Source organism: Citromicrobium sp. JLT1363 (genome assembly GCF_000186705.1).
In the GTDB taxonomy this organism is placed as follows: domain Bacteria; phylum Pseudomonadota; class Alphaproteobacteria; order Sphingomonadales; family Sphingomonadaceae; genus Alteriqipengyuania.
Genome location: NZ_AEUE01000001.1, coordinates 164,050 through 179,735, shown reverse-complemented (window position 1 = coordinate 179,735; position 15,686 = coordinate 164,050). Strand labels below are relative to the sequence as shown.

Below are 15,686 nucleotides of genomic sequence, written 5' to 3'. Positions count from 1 at the left end.
ATGCCGATGGCCGACCCTTTCATCCTGCTCGACGATGCGCGCGCTTCCGCGTCCGGCGGCGGCTCGACCGGCGCGCGCCTGTTCGAATCGCCGCTGGAGGTGTTCCGCGCGCTTCGGCCCGAGGAAGTGGTGGAGACGCTCGCCGCAGCCGAGGCCGCGCAGGCCGAGCGGGGCGGAACGCTGGCGGGCTTCATCGGCTACGAGGCAGGGCTTGCGCTGGAGCCGAAGCTGCGCCCGCTGGCCGACGCGCGCACCGGCGCGGCGGGCCCGCTGGTATGGCTGGGCCTGTTCGAGCGTGAGCAGACGATTTCAGCGGACGAGGTCGATGCGTGGCTGGCGCAGCACGCGACGGGCGCGGCCAGCCTTGGCCCCCTCGAACCGGCCATCTCTCTCGCGCAATGGCAGGAACGCTTCGCCGAGCTGCAGCGGCACATCGCTGCGGGAGATATCTACCAGGCCAACCTGACCCTGCGGCTGACGGGTTCCTATCGCGGCGATCCGCTGGCGCTCTACGCCGCGCTGCGCGGGGCGTCGCACGCAGGCCACGGCGGCGTGGTATGGGATGGCAGCCATGCGCTGGTCAGCCTGTCGCCCGAACTGTTTTTCGAAACCGATGGCGGAACGCTGAGCGCGCGGCCCATGAAGGGCACGCGGCCACGCCACGCGGACGCAGCGGCGGATCAGGCGGCGGCGGAAGAACTCGCGGCGTCCGAAAAGGACCGCGCCGAAAACCTGATGATCGTCGATCTGATGCGCAACGATCTGTCGCGCGTGGCCGAAGCAGGGTCGGTGCGTGTGGAAGAGCCCTTCGCGGTGGAGAGCTTCCCCACCGTGCACCAGATGGTCAGCACGGTGCGGGGCGATCTGAAGCCGGACGCGGGATTGGCCGACATCGTGCAGGCGCTGTTCCCCTGCGGATCGATCACCGGGGCGCCCAAGATCCGTGCGATGGAGCTGATCGACCGGCTGGAACGCGATGCGCGCGGCCCCTACTGCGGCGCGATCGGCGCCTATGGCGCTGATCGCCGGGCCAGCTTCAACGTGGCGATCCGCACGCTGCGGCTGACCCCGATTGAGAACGGCCACGGCAGCGCGGTGCTGGGCGTGGGCGCGGGAATCGTGGCGGACAGCGACGCGCATGCCGAATGGCGCGAGGCGCAGATCAAGGCGGGCTTCATCCGCAAGAGCGGGCCGGAAAATCGCGCCCCCGCCTTCGACCTGATCGAGACCATGCGCTTCGATCCGGAGGAAGGCATTCCGCTGCTCGAAGGGCACCTCGCGCGGATTTCCGCCAGCGCGAACGAACTGGGCTTCGCGTTCGACCGGCACGCGGCGCGCAACCAGATCCAGACGCTGTGCTTCGATCTCGACCATGCGGCGCGCGTGCGCCTCACCTGCGCGCGTTCGGGGACGAGCGCGATTCAGGTCGGCCCACTGCCCGCGACGCCGACCGAGCCGCTCGACTGTATCGCCCTGCCCCTGCCCGTCGATCGGGGCGACTGGCGGCTGCGCCACAAGACGACGGATCGCGGCTTCTATGCAGACGCGCTCGCCGCAGCGCACGAAATGGACGCACACGAGGCCTTGCTGGTGCGCGATGATGGCTGCGTGACCGAAGGCAGCTGGACCAGCGTGTTCGTGGAGCGTGACGGCACGCTCGTCACCCCGCCGCTCGCGCACGGGTTGCTGCCGGGAGTCTTCCGCGAATCGCTGATCGCCGAAGGTCGCGCGGTGGAAGGCGAGGTGACGCTGGACGACCTCTCGGGAGGTTTCCTGATCGGCAATGCCGTGCGCGGGCTGATGCGCGCGAGACTCATATGAACATTCCCATTCTCTACGAAGACGGCGAGGCGCTGGTGATCGACAAGCCCGCCGGCCTGCCGATCGACCGCCCGCGCAAGGGTGGCGAGTGCCTGGAAGACCATCTCGATTCGCTGAAGCTGGGCTTCCAGCGCGCGCCCACGCCGGTCCACCGGCTGGACACGGATACCAGCGGCTGCCTGCTGCTCGCCCGCAATCCCAAGGCGCACAAGCGCTTCGCCGCCGCGTTCGAGGCGCAGGCGGTCACCAAAGTCTATCATGGCGTACTCGCGGGCGTGCCACAGGATAGCGAAGGGCGCATCGAGCTGGCGCTGGCGAAGATCAGCAGCGCGGAAAAGGGCTGGCGGATGATTCCGGCCAGGAAGGGCAAGCCCTCGCTCACCGAGTGGCGCGTCGTCGCCGAGCATGAGGGCCGCACGCTGGTGGAGTTTCGCCCCGCGACCGGGCGCACGCACCAGATCCGCGTGCATGCCGCCAGCGGGATCGGCATCGCGCTGCTGGGGGACCCGGTCTACGGCTCGCGCAGCGGTGCCGCGCGTACGATGCTGCACGCCAGCGCGATCACCGTGGCGCGCGAAGGCAAGCCCGATATCGCCGCGACCAGCCCATTGCCCGCCGATTTTGCAGCGCTGGGCTTTGCCGACGGATGATCGACGAGATCATCGCCCGCGCGCATTCGCTGGCGGAGGAGCGCTTCGTCGCAGGCTCCGGCCCCGGCGGGCAGAACGCCAACAAGGTGGCCACCGAAGTCCAGCTGCGCGTCAACGCCTACAAGCTGCGCCTGTCGCCCTTCGCCTTCCGCCGGCTGGGTGAGGTCGCGGGCAACCGGCTGACCGATTCGGGCGATATCCTGATCGTCGCGCGCGAGCACCGCACGCAGGAAGCGAATCGGGGGCTTGCGCGGGAGAAACTGGAAGACCTGCTGCGCGAAGCGCACCGCAGACCCAAGAAGCGCGCGAAGACGCGGCTCAACCGGGTGGGTAAGACCAAGCGGCTGAAAGCGAAGAAGGCCCGGGGCGATGTGAAGGCCAAACGCTCCAAGCCGACGCGCAGCGACTGGTAGCTTGACTTTTCCACGCCTCGCGCACATTAGCGCGTGCGATCGGGCGGTGCCGTGTGCGCCGCCTGTTGTTTTTTCACCCGCTGCACATCGTGGAACTCCGACGGAGCAAGTCACCGATGGCCGGGCCCTTGAACTGGCAGGATTGAGTTATGGCGAAGCCCGCAACCGTCAAGATCAAGCTCGTGTCGACCGCGGACACCGGCTTCTATTACGTGACGAAGAAGAACCCGCGGAACATCACCGAGAAGATGACCTTCCGCAAATACGATCCCGTCGTGCGCAAGCACGTCGAGTTCAAGGAAGCCAAGATCAAGTAAGCCCCCGGTGGCGCGTGCATCGCGCGCTGCTGGCGAGTTTTCCCGCCTTGCTCGGGCGGAACCGGCTCGCTCACACGCGGTTCACTCCGAGACCTTTACGGAGTCCGCCATGACGACCATGAAATCCACGCTTCGCCGCCCGTTCGCCGGGCTTGCCAGTCTCGCCCTGATCGGCGCCGTGCCCGTCGCGGGCGCCATCGCGCTGCCTGCTCCCGCTTTTGCCGCATCGGGCACGCTCGATAATGCGGTGGCCGCATTGCGCGGGATCGAGACGATGCGCGCCGACTTCACCCAGACCGACCGCAGCGGGCAGACCGTGCGCGGCAAGATGACGCTGAAGCGTCCGGGCAAGATTCGCTTCGAATATGCCGACGATGTGCCGCTGCTGATCGTCTCCAACGGCAAGTCGCTGACCATGATCGATTACGAGGTCAATCAGGTCCAGCGCTGGCCGATCAGCAATTCGCCGCTGGGCGCTCTGCTCGATCCCAATCGTGACGTGAAGAAGTACGGCAAGCTGCGCAACACTGGCAATCCGGACGTGCTTTCGGTCGAGGTGCGCGACCCGAACAAGCCCGAATACGGCATGATCACGCTGATCTTCGTGCGCAACGGCAAGGCGCCGGGCGGCTGGGAGCTGACCAACTGGGTGGCGCTGGATGCGCAGAACAACCGCACCACGGTGCGGCTGGCCAACCAGCGCTATGGCGTGTCGGTGAGCAACTCGACGTTCACCTACAAGGACCCGCGCCGCGCATCCCGTCGACCGCGCTAAACCGTTCGTCGAGCGATGCCCGGTGTGAGCGGTAAAATGCCCGCCATGTTCATGCGTAGGCAAGGCACGGCGGCCTAATTTCCAAATCACAAGGCCTGACGAATCTGCGGGTTTCCCCCCTGTTGCCCCGCAGTTCCCTCATACCAGGGCCTTGTCGCAAGCGTGACGAACGCTCGTAGGGAACCCCCGTGCCACAGCCCCCGGCGCGGGGGTTTTTCCTTTTCGATGTGCCTCAGGCGCCAGTGCGCGCATTCGCGTGCCGGCTATCCATGCGCTCGCGCGCTTTTGCCGGTCCGGGATGCGGACCGGAGTGGCAGCGATAGAGCCTCGCCCTATTCGTCCCAGCCGAACGCGGCGCGCATGATGTCGTAGACGCGGTTCTGCTCGATCACCCCGCGGACGCGCTGCGCTCCCGGACCGGTGCCGAACAGCGCGACGTCCTCGCCCCCGTGGGTTTCCGCGCCCAGCGGCACCAGCGCCTGCTGGCGGGCATCGGGGCGCGTCTCCGGCACCGGTCGCTCGCCCTGCACCGCACCGGGGCCGTTGGCGTAGCCCAGAGTGGTGTAGGGCTTGCCGTCGGCGGCAAGGATCGGTTCGTCGTTCGCGGCGCCGGGATGGTCCTCGTCACCGCTTTCGGGCGGATGGACCAGGCCCAGGATCGGATTGCCCCGCTTGGGATAGCCCGCAATGGTGAAGACGTGGCTGTGGTCCGCAGTGACCAGGATCAGCGTCTCTTCGGGATCGGTGTTGTCGACCGCGTACTGGATCGCGCGGGCGAACTCGACCGTTTCCTCCAGCGCGTAGCCGGCCTGCCCGGCATGATGCCCGTGGTCGATCCGTCCGCTTTCGACCATCAGGTAATAGCCGTCGGGATCGTCGGAGAGGCGCCGGATCGATTCGGCGGTCATTTCCGTCAGTGTCGGTTCTTCGGTCTGCGCGGTCCGGTCCAGCTGATAGGTCATGTGGCTGGCCGAGAACAGGCCCAGCACCGGCGTACCGAGCGGAGCCTGCCGCATCGAGGCGGTACTGGTGGCGACGGTGCCGCCCGTCCGGGCTGCCCACTGCGCGGGGAGATCGGCATTCGCGTCCGCGCGGCTGCCCCCCCTGGCGCTGCCGTAGAACTTGCGCGCACCGCCCCCCAGGGCGAGGTCGAAGGGAAATTCGACCAGCTGCTGCGCGAAATCGGTGCAGCCCAGCGCGCGCTGGCTTTCGGGAATGTCCGAATCGGCTTCCCAGTTGCGATCCGGGTTATGGCCGTAGACCGCCGCCGGGGTCGCATGGGTAAGCCTTGCGGTGCTGACGATGCCGACCGCCTTGCCCCGCTCCTGCGCCTCGACCGCGATCGGCTGCAGCAGGTGGCCCTGCGCAGCGGCACAATCGCCACGGGGAACGTCGGGGGCGGTGTTGATGACGCCGATCCGCGTCTTCGTGCCGGTATTGAGGGCGGAAGCCGTGCCCGCGCTGTCCGCCACCTGCGCATCGGTGTTGTAGGTTTTCACCAGCGCCACATTGTCGAACTTCTCGAAGCTCAGCTGGTAGTCCTCGCCCGGCTGGCCCTGCTGCTGCCCGGCCAGGATGCGCGCGGCGGTGATCGTGGAAATGCCCATGCCGTCGCCGACGAACAGGATCACGTTCTTCGCCTTGCGCTCCGCAGCAATCGGTGCGGGGGCGGCCCGGGCCTGTGCTTCCTCGCCGTAATAGTTGGTCGTGGTGGTACACGCCGCGAGCGGCAGCGAAACGAGTGCTGCCAGCGCGGTCGCCCAGCGCTTGGCGTGATGGCTATCGGTGCGGATCATGGCAGGCTCCCTGGCGCGGCAATTTAGCTAAGCGCCTATGCCCATTGCGCATCAATGAGACAACTGCGTGTCGCACGCGCCGCGCCTGCCGCTCCGGCTTGCCGCGTGCCGATACGCGCCCTAAGTCCGCGCGCATGGTTTCTGTCACTACCTGGAACATCAATTCGGTCCGCCTGCGCATGCCGCTGGTGGAGCAGTTTCTCACGGCCCACGCGCCCGACATCCTGTGCCTGCAGGAGATCAAGTGCGTGGAGGAGCAGTTCCCCGCCAAGGCCTTCCGCGAACTGGGCTACGATCATATCGCGATCCACGGGCAGAAGGGATACCACGGGGTGGCCACGGTCAGCCGCGTCCCGTTCGAGGAAATCTCCCGCCACGACTGGCAGGATAATGGCGAGGCCCGCCATGTCGGCGTGCGCCTGACCGATCCCGCGCACCAGGGCATGGTGGTTGAGAACGTGTACGTGCCCGCAGGCGGCGACGTGCCCGACCGCGAGGTGAACGCCAAGTTCGGCCAGAAGCTCGATTTTCTGGAGCGGATGGCGCGCTGGGCCGACACGGTCGACCAGCCGACGCTGATCGTGGGCGATTTCAACATCGCCCCGCTGGAAAGCGACGTGTGGAGCCACAAGCAGCTGCTGAAGGTGGTGAGCCATACGCCGGTAGAGGTCGAGGCGCTGCAGCGCTTCATGGATGCGCACGGCTGGAGGGATATCGGCCGCGAGCATGTGCCCGCGCCGGAGCGCTATTACAGCTGGTGGAGCTATCGCAATCCCAACTGGCAGACCAACGACAAGGGCCGCCGACTCGACCACATGTGGGCCAGCCCCGAACTCGCGAAGCAGGCCACCAAGCATTCCATCCTGGAAGAGGCGCGCAACTGGGAGCGTCCGTCCGACCATGTTCCGCTGACCACGGAGTTCGACCTCTGAGCGGGAGGGATACGGGCGGCGCCGCGCCTGGCAACGCGCGGGCGCTGGCGCAGGCGATAGACGCGCTGCGCCACGGCTGGCCGATCGCGGTGGACGATGGCCCGGTGCTGCTGCCGGTCGAAACCGCGCCCAGCCCCGATATACATTCAGACACGATGCTGATTTCCGCGGCGCGTGCGCAGACGCTTAAGCTGGCCAACCAGCGGGAAGCCGCGGTGCCCCACGCACCCGTCCTGATCGAGGGTGGCGAGCCCTTCACGCTCGATCTGGCACGAAGCGTGGGCGATCCCGCGCTCGATCTGGCAAGCCCGATGAAAGGTCCGTTTCGCGCGCTCGCGCTGCCGGGGACGGAGTGGCCCGCGACCGCGCTCGAAATCGCGCGCCACGCGGGCATCCTGCCGGCCTTCATGCTCGATCCGGCACCGGCGGACCAGCCGGTGGCCGTGGCCACGGCGGACCTTGCCGCATTCGCCGCCCCCGAGAGCCTGCGCATCGCTGCGCGCACCCGCCTGCCCACCGCGGCGGCGGAGCAGGCGGAAATCGCGATCTTCCGTTCCCCCGCCGATCTGCGCGAACATGCCGCGCTCATCATCGGGCGCCAGAGCGCGGACAAGGTTCCGCTCGTGCGGATTCACTCCGAATGCCTGACCGGCGATGTCTTCGGCAGCCTGAAGTGCGATTGCGGGCCGCAGCTCGACAGCGCGCTGCACGCCTTCGCGCAGGAGGCGGAAAAAGGCGGCTACGGGGTGGTCCTGTACCTGCGGCAGGAAGGGCGCGGGATCGGCCTCGTGAACAAGCTGCGCGCGTACCAGCTTCAGGAGCAGGGCTACGACACGGTGGAGGCGAACCAGCGGCTCGGCCTGCCCGACGAGGCGCGAGACTTTCCCATTGCGGGACGGATGCTTTTACTACTGGGGATTTCACGTATCCGCCTGCTGACGAACAACCCCGCGAAGCTTACCGCGATGGAAGAACAGAACGTCGAAATCGTCGAAAGGCTTCCCTTGGACACGGGCACCAATCCTCACAACACCCGCTATCTGGCGACCAAACGCGATCGTTCCGGCCACCTCCTTCCATGAGGAAGCTGACTATCCGGGAAGAACAGCCCGGCGATATCGCATCCATCCACGCCCTGACCCGCGCCGCCTTTGCCAAGGCGAAGCAATCCGACGGGAACGAGCAGGATATCATCGATGCGCTGCGCGCCGATGGCGACCTCACGCTCTCTCTGGTGGCGACCAATATGGACGAGGCGGTCATCGGCCATATCGCCTTCTCCCCGGTCGAAATCTCGGACGGCACCCCCGGCTGGTACGCAGCCGGGCCGATTTCGGTGATGCCCATGCGCCAGCGCACCGGGATCGGTTCGCAGCTCGCGGAAGAGAGCATCGCGCGGATCCGCGCGTTCGGGGCGCAGGGCGTCGTCCTGCTGGGCGATCCGGGGTATTACGCGCGCTACGGCTTCCACCCCGATCCCGACCTCATCCTGCCCGGCTTCCCGCCCGAGTATTTTCAGATCCGCATGTTCGGCGAAGGTCCGCGCCCCAAGGGCACCGTAATCTACGCGCCCGCCTTCGGCCTCCGTCCGAAAGACTAGGCAGCGACAGCACTTTACGGCAGGCTGTCTTCAGAACCCGCGCAATGGGGGAATGACATGCGCAAGATCCTGCTGGCAATCGCTGCGCTGGCCTGCCTGGGCAATACCGGCGACGAAATCGAAGCCCTGGCGGACAGGGGCGAATACGCGGCCGCATTCTCGATCGCGCGCGAAGCCGCCGAGGCTGGCGACCCCGAAGCGCTCGACTGGCTGGGCTGGTTCTACGAACTCGGCAATGGCGTGGAACGCGATCCGGCGATGGCCGCTCGCTATTACCGGGCGGCTGCCGCGCAGGGCGAAAACCACGCGCGCTGGCGGCTTGGGGTCATGATCGACCAGGGCGAAACCCCCGGAGAGCCGGAAGAGGCGGTCGCGCTGTTCCGGCAGGCAGCCGCGGAGAACTATCTTCAGGCGGTGGTCAGCCTCGCGGTGATGCAGGCGACGGGCCGTGGCACCGCGCAGGATTACGCCGCAGCTCTTCGGAACTACATGGCCGCGGCCGCTCTGGGGAGCGATCACGCGGCACGCGGCGTGGGCGTGATGATCTGGAACGGCGAGGGTGTGGAACCGGACCGGGAAGAGGCTGCCGCCTGGTTCCTCCTGTCCGCTGCGATGGGCAATGGGGAAGGTGGCGGTGCGCTCGATGCAGCCCTGGGCGCATTGGGCGATGCCGCCGACGAGCGGGCGATCGCGCGCCGCGCTTCGGAGATAGCCGATACGCTCGGCCTCGATATTCTGGTCGAACTCGAAGAAACCCCGGACGCAGGGGCGTGAGCCGCAGAAGAGCGCGCGCTCAGCGCCGCTCGAACGGGGTCAGCCCATTGCCCAGGCGGTTGTCGGCGATACGCAGGTTCGCGCCGGTCCAGTCTGCCACGAAGGCCGACTTGCGCGCCAGCGAGGGCACGAAGCGCGCATCGTTGCCCGCGATCGTCAGCCCTTCGGAACTGTGCGTCTGCTCTTCGGCGCCGACCGCGATGAAGGCGGAATAGTTTTCCTTGTCGCGGCCCTGCACGAACCAGTTGTTCGTGATCTGCCCGCGCGCGCCCTGCGGCAGGTCGATCATGTAATTGGTCGCGCGCCCGTTGGAATCGTCGAAGCTGGAGGCCGCGACTTCGACCACGGCGGCACGCGCCTTCAGGTAATGGCCGCCGGTGCCTTCCTCGAACCGGCTGCGGGTCACGCGCAGGTGGCCGATATCGCCGGTGTAGATCGAATGGGCGCACCCGCCCGAATTCTCGCAGGTGCCGAGGCGGGTGAAGGTGGAACGGTCCACCACCAGCCGCATCATCTCGTCATGCGCGGTCAGGATGCCCTGCTGGCTGTCGCGGAACCAGCTGTTCGCCACGGTCAGATTGCCCGCTTCCTGGCGAATGCCCGCGCCATTGCCGTCGGCAACCGCAATGCGGCTGAAGATAATGCCCGAAACGCTCGCCTCGGCCCCGCGCAGCACCAGCGCGGCCTTGCCTTCGCATGCGGTGGCGGTGAATTCGACCTGGCCCGGCTCGGTCGCGAGAAAGGCAACGCGCCCTTCGCTCTGCACCGCGCACTGGCGATAGGTGCCCGGCGCAATGGCAATGCTGCCCTCGCCCGATCCGATTGCATCGACCGCGCCCTGCAGCGTCGAGAATCCGCGATTGGTCTCGACCACGGTGAAAGGCGCGGGCGCAGGCTGCGCCATCAATGCGGCGAGCGGAATCAGCGCTACCGCCACGGCGGCGACAACGCCGGCAGCAATCATCGTTGGACGCGCCAGCGTGGTGCGCTGGGCAAAAGGGGGCTGGGTCTGGTCGCGTGCCTCGGTCATGCGGGGAATTGCTAAGGCATAATGGTTAACCACCCGCTAAGGCGCGGCCCGGTGTTCACGCCCCATATTTCCCTTTGATCCCACGCATGCGGTCTGCTTAGCTTGTGCCGGCACGTTCGGGCGCAGCCCGCAATTTGGTGCACCTATTTCAGATGGAGGATGGGCAGATGAAATTCACAATCCGTGCGGGCCTGATCGGCGCGAGCGCACTGGCCCTCGTTGCCTGCGGCGATTCCGATGATGCCAGCGATGAAGTGATTGCCGACAATGTCGAAATCCCGGCCGACGACGCGATGAGCGACGTGACGGACGAACCGATGATGGACGACGAGGTCGCCGCGCCCGAGCCCGCCCCTGCCCCCGAACCGGTCGAAACGCAGACCGACGAGGAACGCCAGGAAGCCGTGCGCCGCTCGGTCGAGGATGAAGCCGCGGCAGCCGAAGCGACGGCAGCCGAAATCCAGGCCGAACTCGACAAGATGAGCGCCGAAAACTGAGTTTGTCGGCAAGTTGGGCGTGGGCGGCCTGCAGGGCGGGCCGCCCATGATGTTATGTGAATACCGGAGTTGAGTAGCACTATGTCGGGAATGGACGCGGACACCTTCGAGCAGTTTCACGAACAATTGGAGCGCTATGTCCGCGAGCGGCTGATCCCGGCCGAAAAGGACGTGATCGCGAATGACGCGATTCCCGCCGACATCGTCGATGAAATGAAGGAAATGGGCCTGTTCGGCCTGACCGTGCCCGAGGAATACGGTGGCGCGGGCCTCTCCGTCACGCAATATGCGCGCACGGTGAAGACAATGGCTTATGCGGCCCCCGCCTTCCGCTCCATCTTCTCGATCAATGTCGGCATGTTCAATTCGGCGATCAAGAACGGCGGCACCGAAGCGCAGAAGGCCGAATGGTGGCCCCGGATCGCGGGCGGCGAAATCGCCTGTTTCGGCCTGACCGAGCCGGGCAGCGGATCGGACAGTGCGGCCATGCAGACCACCGCGAAGCCCGATCCCGATGGCGATGGCTGGATCCTCAACGGCTCCAAGCGCTACATCACCAACGCGCCGCATGCCGACGTCGCGCTGATCATGGCCCGGACCGAAAAAGAGGCATTGCCCAAGAACGCGCATGTCAGCGCCTTCATCGTGCCGATGGATACGCCCGGCATGTCGACCGGAAGCCCCGATCACAAGATGGGCCAGGCGGGCAGCCTGGTGTCCGACGTCTACCTCGAAGATGTGAAGGTGCCTGCCGATGCGCTGCTCGGCGGCGAGACCGGCCAGGGTTTCCGCTTTGCCATGCAGAGCCTCGACAATGGCCGAATCTCGGTCGGCGCGGCCAGCACCGGCTATGCCAAGCGCGCGCTCGACAGCGCGCTGCGCTACGCCAACGAACGCCAGGCCTTTGGCGAACCCATCGCCAATTTCCAGCTGATCCAGCAGATGCTCGCCGAAAGCTGGACCGAGATCTACGCTGCCGAGGCGATGATGGCCGATGTGACGGCACGGGTCGATCGCGGCGAGAACACGATCAAGCATGCCGCCGCGTTCAAGGTCTTCGCCTCCGAAATGTGCGGCCGCGTGGTCGACCGGGTGGTGCAGATCTACGGTGGTGCCGGATACCTGACCGAGTACGATGCGGAGCGATTCTTCCGCGATGCGCGGCTCTACCGCATATACGAAGGGACCACGCAGATCCTGCAATTGCAGGTCGCCAAGCACATGCTGCGCGAATTCGCCGCCGGGGTGCAGAGCTGATGGCCGAGCTCCGCCGCGCTGCGATCGTATCGCCCATCCGCACGCCCGTGGGCCGCTTCCTCGGCACGCTGACCCCGCTGGAGGCCGGCCCGCTGGCCGCACACATCATCAAGGCGCTGGTCGAGCGAACGGGCGTCGATCCCGCGCGCGTCGACGATGTCGTGTTCGCGCAAGGATATGGCAGCGGCGAGGCGCCGGCCATCGGGCGCTGGGCGTGGCTAGCGGCGGGCATGCCGATCGAGGTCCCGGGCTTCCAGCTGGACCGGCGCTGCGGCTCCGGCCTGCAATCGGTAATCGAGGCCGCGATGATGGTGCAGACCGGCGCGGCGGATTGCGTGCTGGCGGGCGGCGTCGAATCGATGTCCAACGTGGAGCATTACACCACCGGCGCACGCCACGGCACCAAGATGGGCGATGTCGCGCTGTGGGACCGGCTGACGCGCGGACGGCTGATGAGCCAGCCGATCGAACGCTTCGGCGTGATCTCGGGCATGATCGAGACGGCGGAGAACCTCGCGAAGGATTACGACATCAGCCGCGAAGCAGCGGACGAATACGCCGTATCTTCCCACCAGAAGGCCGCAGCTGCATGGGATGCGGGCAAGTTCGACGCGCACACCGTGCCGATCGACGTACCCCAGCGCCGCAAGGATCCGATCCACTTCGCGCGCGACGAGGGCTTCCGCCCCGATGCCTCGATGGAGAGCCTTGGCGGCCTGCGCGCGCTCGAGAAGGACGGCATCGTGACGGCGGGCAATGCCAGCCAGCAGAACGATGCCTCCGCCGCCTGTCTGGTGGTCGCGGAAGACAAGCTGGACGAGCTGGGCCTCGAGCCCATGCTGTGGTTCGAAGGGTGGGCCGCTGCGGGGTGCGATCCTGCACGCATGGGGATCGGCCCTGTGCCCGCGACGGAAAAGCTGTTCGCCCGCACCGGCAGGGGCTGGGACGATATCGACTTGGTCGAACTGAACGAGGCTTTCGCGCCGCAGGTGCTCGCGGTGCTCAAGGGCTGGGGCTGGAGCGAGGACGATTCGCGCCGCGACATGCTCAACGTCAACGGTTCGGGCATTTCGCTGGGCCACCCGATCGGGGCGACCGGCGGGCGCATTCTGGCCGACATGGCGCATGAACTGCACCGGCGCGAGGGGCGCTTTGCGCTGGAGACGATGTGCATCGGCGGCGGCCAGGGCCTCGCCGCGCTGTTCGAACGCGCAGCATGAGCGACTGGTCCGACTGGATCGGGCGCGAGCAACGCAGCGCCGACCGGCTCGACGAAGCGCTGGCGGCGCGCTGGCTCGCGACGCTCGATCTGGGCGCGCCCGACGGCGCGGACATGCCGCAGGGCATCCACTTCGCGCTGTGCACCCCGCAGGCACCCACCGCGATGCTGGGCGAGGACGGACATCCTGCCCGCTCCGACGATCCGGCCAGCCTCTATCCGCCGATAGACCTGCCACGGCGCATGTGGGCGGGCAGCGAGATCACCTTCCTGCGCCCGCTTGCGCTGGGCGACCGGATCGACAAGCTGAGCCGCGTGACGTCGATTGAGGAGAAGGAAGGGCGCAGCGGGCGGCTCGCCTTTCTGAAGCTGGAACACTCCATCTCGGCGAACACAGAGGCGGCGATCCGCGAGACGCAGACTCTCGTCTACCGCGACGCATCGCCGTCCGATTCGCCGCTGGTACCGCCTGAAGTGACCGATTCGCTGTTCGATCCCGCCGCGTGGGACCGGGTGCGCACGCTCGCGCCGTCCGAAGCGCTGCTGTTCCGTTTTTCCGCGCTCACCTTCAACACGCACCGCATCCACTACGATGCGCCCTATGCACGCGAGGTGGAGCGCTATCGCGGCCTTGTGGTGCACGGCCCGCTGATCTCGTCCCTTCTGCTGCAGCTTGCCGCCGATCTGGTGGGCCCCAACGCGTTGCGCAGTTTCGCCTTTACTGCGCGTTCGCCCGCGATTGCGGGCGACACACTGCATCTCGCGGTCAGGCAGGAGGGCGATACGCTCGATCTCGCAGCGCTCAACGATGCGGGGGAGCTGCTGACCACGGCCAGTGCGACGCCAGGCGGCATGTAAAACGTCAAATTGTGCGCGCCCGCGCAAGATGCTATCTGTGCCGGCATGGATGCAGTGATCGAAAACGACAGCGAATTCGCAGAAATTCCAACCATGCCGGAGGACGTGTTCACCGCACCCCTCAAGCGGCCCGCGCATGTCGGCGAGGACTGGCTGGAACCCAAGCAGACCGAGTACGACAGCGAAGACGATGCGATCTGGAACGATCTCTTCGCGCGGCAGATGGAGATTCTGCCCGGCCGCGCGGCGAGCGCCTTCATGGAAGGGCTCGACCGGCTCGACCTCGGCACCGGCGGCGTGCCCGATTTCGGCGATCTGTCGGAGGCGCTGGACAAGCTGACCGGGTGGAGCGTGGTGCCCGTGCCGATGCTGATCCCCGATCACATCTTCTTCTGGCACCTCGCCAACAGGCGTTTCCCTGCGGGCAATTTCATCCGCACGCGCGAGACCTTCGACTACATCCAGGAACCGGATGTGTTTCACGACGTGTTCGGCCACGTGCCCATGCTGACCAACCCGGTCTTCGCGGATTACATGCAGGAATATGGCCGCGCGGGCTTCCGGGCGATGGAGCATAATCGCCTCAAGGCCCTGGGCGCGCTGTACTGGTATACGGTCGAATTCGGTCTGGTGCAGGAAGAGGCGGGGCTGCGTGCCTATGGTGCGGGCATCCTGTCCGGCCCGACCGAGGCGGTATTTTCGGTCGAGGCGAAGAGCCCGAACCGGATCATGCTCAATGTCGATCGCGTGATGCGGACCGACTATGTCATCTCCGACCTTCAGCCGACCTACTTCGTGATCGAGAGCTTCGAGGATCTCTATCGCAAGACGGTGGAGCGCGATTTCGAGCGGTTGTACAAATCGCTGTCGCCCTCGTTCACCTACGCGAACTCGGCCGTCATAGACGTCGACAATGTCGTGAATGTCGGCACGCAGGAATATCTGCTGCGCGGCGGGCGCGGAAGCGGAGCGCGCCCGGTCTGATACTGCGCCCCGGGGCGCTGCGCCCGAGCATTCCAGCCGGCAAAAAAGAAACCGGCCCCGAATCGCTTCGGGGCCGGTCGCTTTTGGCAAGATGCCGGCACTTCCCCTGAGGGAAGCGCGAGAAGATTACTCTTCTTCGGCAGCTTCTTCGGTCGCGGCTTCGTCTTCCATGGTGTCTTCGGCCATGGTGTCTTCAGCCATCGTGTCCTCGGCCATCGCGTCTTCGGCCATGGTGTCTTCGACCATGGTGTCTTCCGCCATGGTGTCTTCGGCCATGGTTTCTTCAGCGGTGGTGTCTTCGGCGGTTTCGGTTTCGCCGCAAGCAGCGACGCCGAGGCCCAGAGCAACGGTCGAAGCGATCAGAGCGGCTTTGAAAGTGGTCTTCATTGGTCTTCCCCTCTTAGGATTGGGAGTCCCGCATAGCCACGTTTTCGCCACACGGATACCCCGAACTTGCCTCAATCGCATGAGGCAGGGGGCTGTGCTGAAGTGAGACGGGCGCTCTAGCGGCGCGCGTAGGGGCCGACGACGGAAAGCAGGCCGAGGACCACGCAGCCGCTCGCCAGCGCGACGATCAGGGCACGCGCGCCGAGGGTCTCGATCAGCGGCGCATCGCTCACCAGGATGCCCGACAGGACCGTGGTGCCCGCACCCAGCCCGACGCGCAGCCAGGCGGCCCGGTGATCTTCCGCGCCGGTGACAAGCGCAACGAGCCAGCCAAGGACCGCGCCGCTGCAGAGAAGTACCAGAATACCCATCGAAT

The 15,686-nt window shown here is 66.5% G+C and carries 18 protein-coding genes; 14 read left to right on the top strand and 4 right to left on the bottom strand.

Going from position 1 to position 15,686, the window contains the following annotated elements; translation table 11 throughout:
• From pabB to ADAD_RS0100880, 5 genes are all read left to right on the top strand, one after another.
• A complete protein-coding gene (gene pabB / locus ADAD_RS0100900; RefSeq protein WP_010408215.1) occupies positions 1-1,821 on the top strand; it encodes an aminodeoxychorismate synthase component I in 1,821 nt (606 codons plus the stop codon).
• Positions 1,818-2,471: an RluA family pseudouridine synthase gene (locus ADAD_RS0100895; RefSeq protein ID WP_010408213.1), complete on the top strand. Its 654-nt coding sequence runs from the start codon at positions 1,818-1,820 to the stop codon at positions 2,469-2,471. The genes pabB and ADAD_RS0100895 overlap by 4 nt, the downstream gene beginning before the upstream one ends.
• Positions 2,468-2,884 (top strand): alternative ribosome rescue aminoacyl-tRNA hydrolase ArfB, encoded by a 417-nt coding sequence (gene arfB / locus ADAD_RS0100890; RefSeq protein WP_010408210.1) that lies wholly within the window; start codon positions 2,468-2,470, stop codon positions 2,882-2,884. Before ADAD_RS0100895 ends, arfB begins: the two co-directional genes overlap by 4 nt.
• 149 nt (positions 2,885-3,033) lie before the next feature.
• Positions 3,034-3,201 carry a 50S ribosomal protein L33 gene (rpmG, locus tag ADAD_RS0100885; protein WP_010233410.1) on the top strand — a complete coding sequence of 56 codons (168 nt, stop codon included), beginning with the start codon at positions 3,034-3,036 and terminating at the stop codon, positions 3,199-3,201.
• Between the two features lie 109 nt (positions 3,202-3,310).
• Positions 3,311-3,976, top strand: coding sequence for a LolA family protein (locus ADAD_RS0100880; protein ID WP_010408208.1), 666 nt, complete (start codon positions 3,311-3,313; stop codon positions 3,974-3,976).
• A gap of 332 nt (positions 3,977-4,308) precedes the next feature.
• Here the strand turns inward: ADAD_RS0100880 and ADAD_RS0100875 are convergent, their stop codons facing one another.
• Positions 4,309-5,772: an alkaline phosphatase gene (locus tag ADAD_RS0100875; protein ID WP_010408206.1), complete on the bottom strand. Its 1,464-nt coding sequence runs from the start codon at positions 5,770-5,772 to the stop codon at positions 4,309-4,311.
• Between the two features lie 134 nt (positions 5,773-5,906).
• Here ADAD_RS0100875 and xth point away from each other — a divergent pair, with 134 nt between their 5' ends.
• The 4 genes from xth to ADAD_RS16250 all read left to right on the top strand — a co-directional run bounded on the left by xth (position 5,907) and on the right by ADAD_RS16250 (position 9,078).
• The gene (xth, locus tag ADAD_RS0100870; RefSeq protein ID WP_029139805.1) at positions 5,907-6,704 is read left to right on the top strand and encodes an exodeoxyribonuclease III; all 798 of its coding nucleotides are present in this window, start codon (positions 5,907-5,909) and stop codon (positions 6,702-6,704) included.
• Between the two features lie 89 nt (positions 6,705-6,793).
• Entirely contained in the window at positions 6,794-7,786 is a 993-nt protein-coding gene (ribA, locus tag ADAD_RS0100865) for a GTP cyclohydrolase II (RefSeq protein ID WP_010408199.1), read from the top strand.
• Positions 7,783-8,304 carry a GNAT family N-acetyltransferase gene (locus ADAD_RS0100860; protein ID WP_010408195.1) on the top strand — a complete coding sequence of 174 codons (522 nt, stop codon included), beginning with the start codon at positions 7,783-7,785 and terminating at the stop codon, positions 8,302-8,304. Before ribA ends, ADAD_RS0100860 begins: the two co-directional genes overlap by 4 nt.
• A 57-nt stretch (positions 8,305-8,361) precedes the next feature.
• Positions 8,362-9,078, top strand: a complete 717-nt coding sequence (locus ADAD_RS16250) for a tetratricopeptide repeat protein (RefSeq protein WP_010408193.1) — start codon at positions 8,362-8,364, stop codon at positions 9,076-9,078.
• 19 nt (positions 9,079-9,097) lie between these two features.
• On the opposite strand, the gene ADAD_RS0100850 is transcribed toward ADAD_RS16250, so the two are convergent.
• The gene (locus tag ADAD_RS0100850; RefSeq protein ID WP_010408191.1) at positions 9,098-10,108 is read right to left on the bottom strand and encodes a hypothetical protein; all 1,011 of its coding nucleotides are present in this window, start codon (positions 10,106-10,108) and stop codon (positions 9,098-9,100) included.
• 167 nt (positions 10,109-10,275) lie between these two features.
• Here ADAD_RS0100850 and ADAD_RS0100845 point away from each other — a divergent pair, with 167 nt between their 5' ends.
• The 5 genes from ADAD_RS0100845 to phhA all read left to right on the top strand — a co-directional run bounded on the left by ADAD_RS0100845 (position 10,276) and on the right by phhA (position 14,923).
• Complete coding sequence (locus ADAD_RS0100845) at positions 10,276-10,605, top strand: hypothetical protein (RefSeq protein ID WP_033193104.1); 330 nt, start codon at positions 10,276-10,278, stop codon at positions 10,603-10,605.
• A 90-nt stretch (positions 10,606-10,695) separates the two neighbouring features.
• The gene (locus ADAD_RS0100840; protein WP_010408182.1) at positions 10,696-11,862 is read left to right on the top strand and encodes an acyl-CoA dehydrogenase family protein; all 1,167 of its coding nucleotides are present in this window, start codon (positions 10,696-10,698) and stop codon (positions 11,860-11,862) included.
• A complete protein-coding gene (locus ADAD_RS0100835; RefSeq protein ID WP_010408180.1) occupies positions 11,862-13,082 on the top strand; it encodes an acetyl-CoA C-acetyltransferase in 1,221 nt (406 codons plus the stop codon). The genes ADAD_RS0100840 and ADAD_RS0100835 overlap by 1 nt, the downstream gene beginning before the upstream one ends.
• The gene (locus ADAD_RS0100830; RefSeq protein ID WP_010408178.1) at positions 13,079-13,939 is read left to right on the top strand and encodes an FAS1-like dehydratase domain-containing protein; all 861 of its coding nucleotides are present in this window, start codon (positions 13,079-13,081) and stop codon (positions 13,937-13,939) included. The genes ADAD_RS0100835 and ADAD_RS0100830 overlap by 4 nt, the downstream gene beginning before the upstream one ends.
• A gap of 93 nt (positions 13,940-14,032) precedes the next feature.
• Positions 14,033-14,923 (top strand): phenylalanine 4-monooxygenase, encoded by an 891-nt coding sequence (gene phhA, locus ADAD_RS0100825; protein ID WP_050803675.1) that lies wholly within the window; start codon positions 14,033-14,035, stop codon positions 14,921-14,923.
• 126 nt (positions 14,924-15,049) lie between these two features.
• Here phhA and ADAD_RS0100820 read toward each other — a convergent pair whose 3' ends face one another.
• Both ADAD_RS0100820 and ADAD_RS0100815 read right to left on the bottom strand, forming a co-directional pair.
• Entirely contained in the window at positions 15,050-15,310 is a 261-nt protein-coding gene (locus ADAD_RS0100820) for a pentapeptide MXKDX repeat protein (protein WP_010408174.1), read from the bottom strand.
• Positions 15,311-15,426: 116 nt separating this feature from the next.
• On the bottom strand, positions 15,427-15,681 hold the full coding sequence (locus ADAD_RS0100815; RefSeq protein ID WP_010408172.1) for a hypothetical protein: 255 nt from the start codon (positions 15,679-15,681) through the stop codon (positions 15,427-15,429).
• Positions 15,682-15,686: the final 5 nt, after the last annotated feature.

Bases quoted from the DNA above. Each gene is read 5' to 3' on its own strand.
- ADAD_RS0100860 (WP_010408195.1), top strand. From the start codon at position 7,783: ATGAGGAAGCTGACTATCCGGGAAGAACAGCCCGGCGATATCGCATCC.
- pabB (WP_010408215.1), top strand. From the start codon at position 1: ATGCCGATGGCCGACCCTTTCATCCTGCTCGACGATGCGCGCGCTTCC.
- xth (WP_029139805.1), top strand. From the start codon at position 5,907: ATGGTTTCTGTCACTACCTGGAACATCAATTCGGTCCGCCTGCGCATG.
- rpmG (WP_010233410.1), top strand. From the start codon at position 3,034: ATGGCGAAGCCCGCAACCGTCAAGATCAAGCTCGTGTCGACCGCGGAC.
- phhA (WP_050803675.1), top strand. From the start codon at position 14,033: ATGCCGGAGGACGTGTTCACCGCACCCCTCAAGCGGCCCGCGCATGTC.
- ADAD_RS0100875 (WP_010408206.1), bottom strand. From the start codon at position 5,772: ATGATCCGCACCGATAGCCATCACGCCAAGCGCTGGGCGACCGCGCTG.
- ADAD_RS0100815 (WP_010408172.1), bottom strand. From the start codon at position 15,681: ATGGGTATTCTGGTACTTCTCTGCAGCGGCGCGGTCCTTGGCTGGCTC.
- ADAD_RS0100850 (WP_010408191.1), bottom strand. From the start codon at position 10,108: ATGACCGAGGCACGCGACCAGACCCAGCCCCCTTTTGCCCAGCGCACC.
- ADAD_RS0100880 (WP_010408208.1), top strand. From the start codon at position 3,311: ATGACGACCATGAAATCCACGCTTCGCCGCCCGTTCGCCGGGCTTGCC.
- ADAD_RS0100845 (WP_033193104.1), top strand. From the start codon at position 10,276: ATGAAATTCACAATCCGTGCGGGCCTGATCGGCGCGAGCGCACTGGCC.
- ADAD_RS0100840 (WP_010408182.1), top strand. From the start codon at position 10,696: ATGGACGCGGACACCTTCGAGCAGTTTCACGAACAATTGGAGCGCTAT.
- ADAD_RS0100835 (WP_010408180.1), top strand. From the start codon at position 11,862: ATGGCCGAGCTCCGCCGCGCTGCGATCGTATCGCCCATCCGCACGCCC.
- ADAD_RS0100895 (WP_010408213.1), top strand. From the start codon at position 1,818: ATGAACATTCCCATTCTCTACGAAGACGGCGAGGCGCTGGTGATCGAC.
- ADAD_RS0100830 (WP_010408178.1), top strand. From the start codon at position 13,079: ATGAGCGACTGGTCCGACTGGATCGGGCGCGAGCAACGCAGCGCCGAC.
- arfB (WP_010408210.1), top strand. From the start codon at position 2,468: ATGATCGACGAGATCATCGCCCGCGCGCATTCGCTGGCGGAGGAGCGC.
- ADAD_RS16250 (WP_010408193.1), top strand. From the start codon at position 8,362: ATGCGCAAGATCCTGCTGGCAATCGCTGCGCTGGCCTGCCTGGGCAAT.
- ADAD_RS0100820 (WP_010408174.1), bottom strand. From the start codon at position 15,310: ATGAAGACCACTTTCAAAGCCGCTCTGATCGCTTCGACCGTTGCTCTG.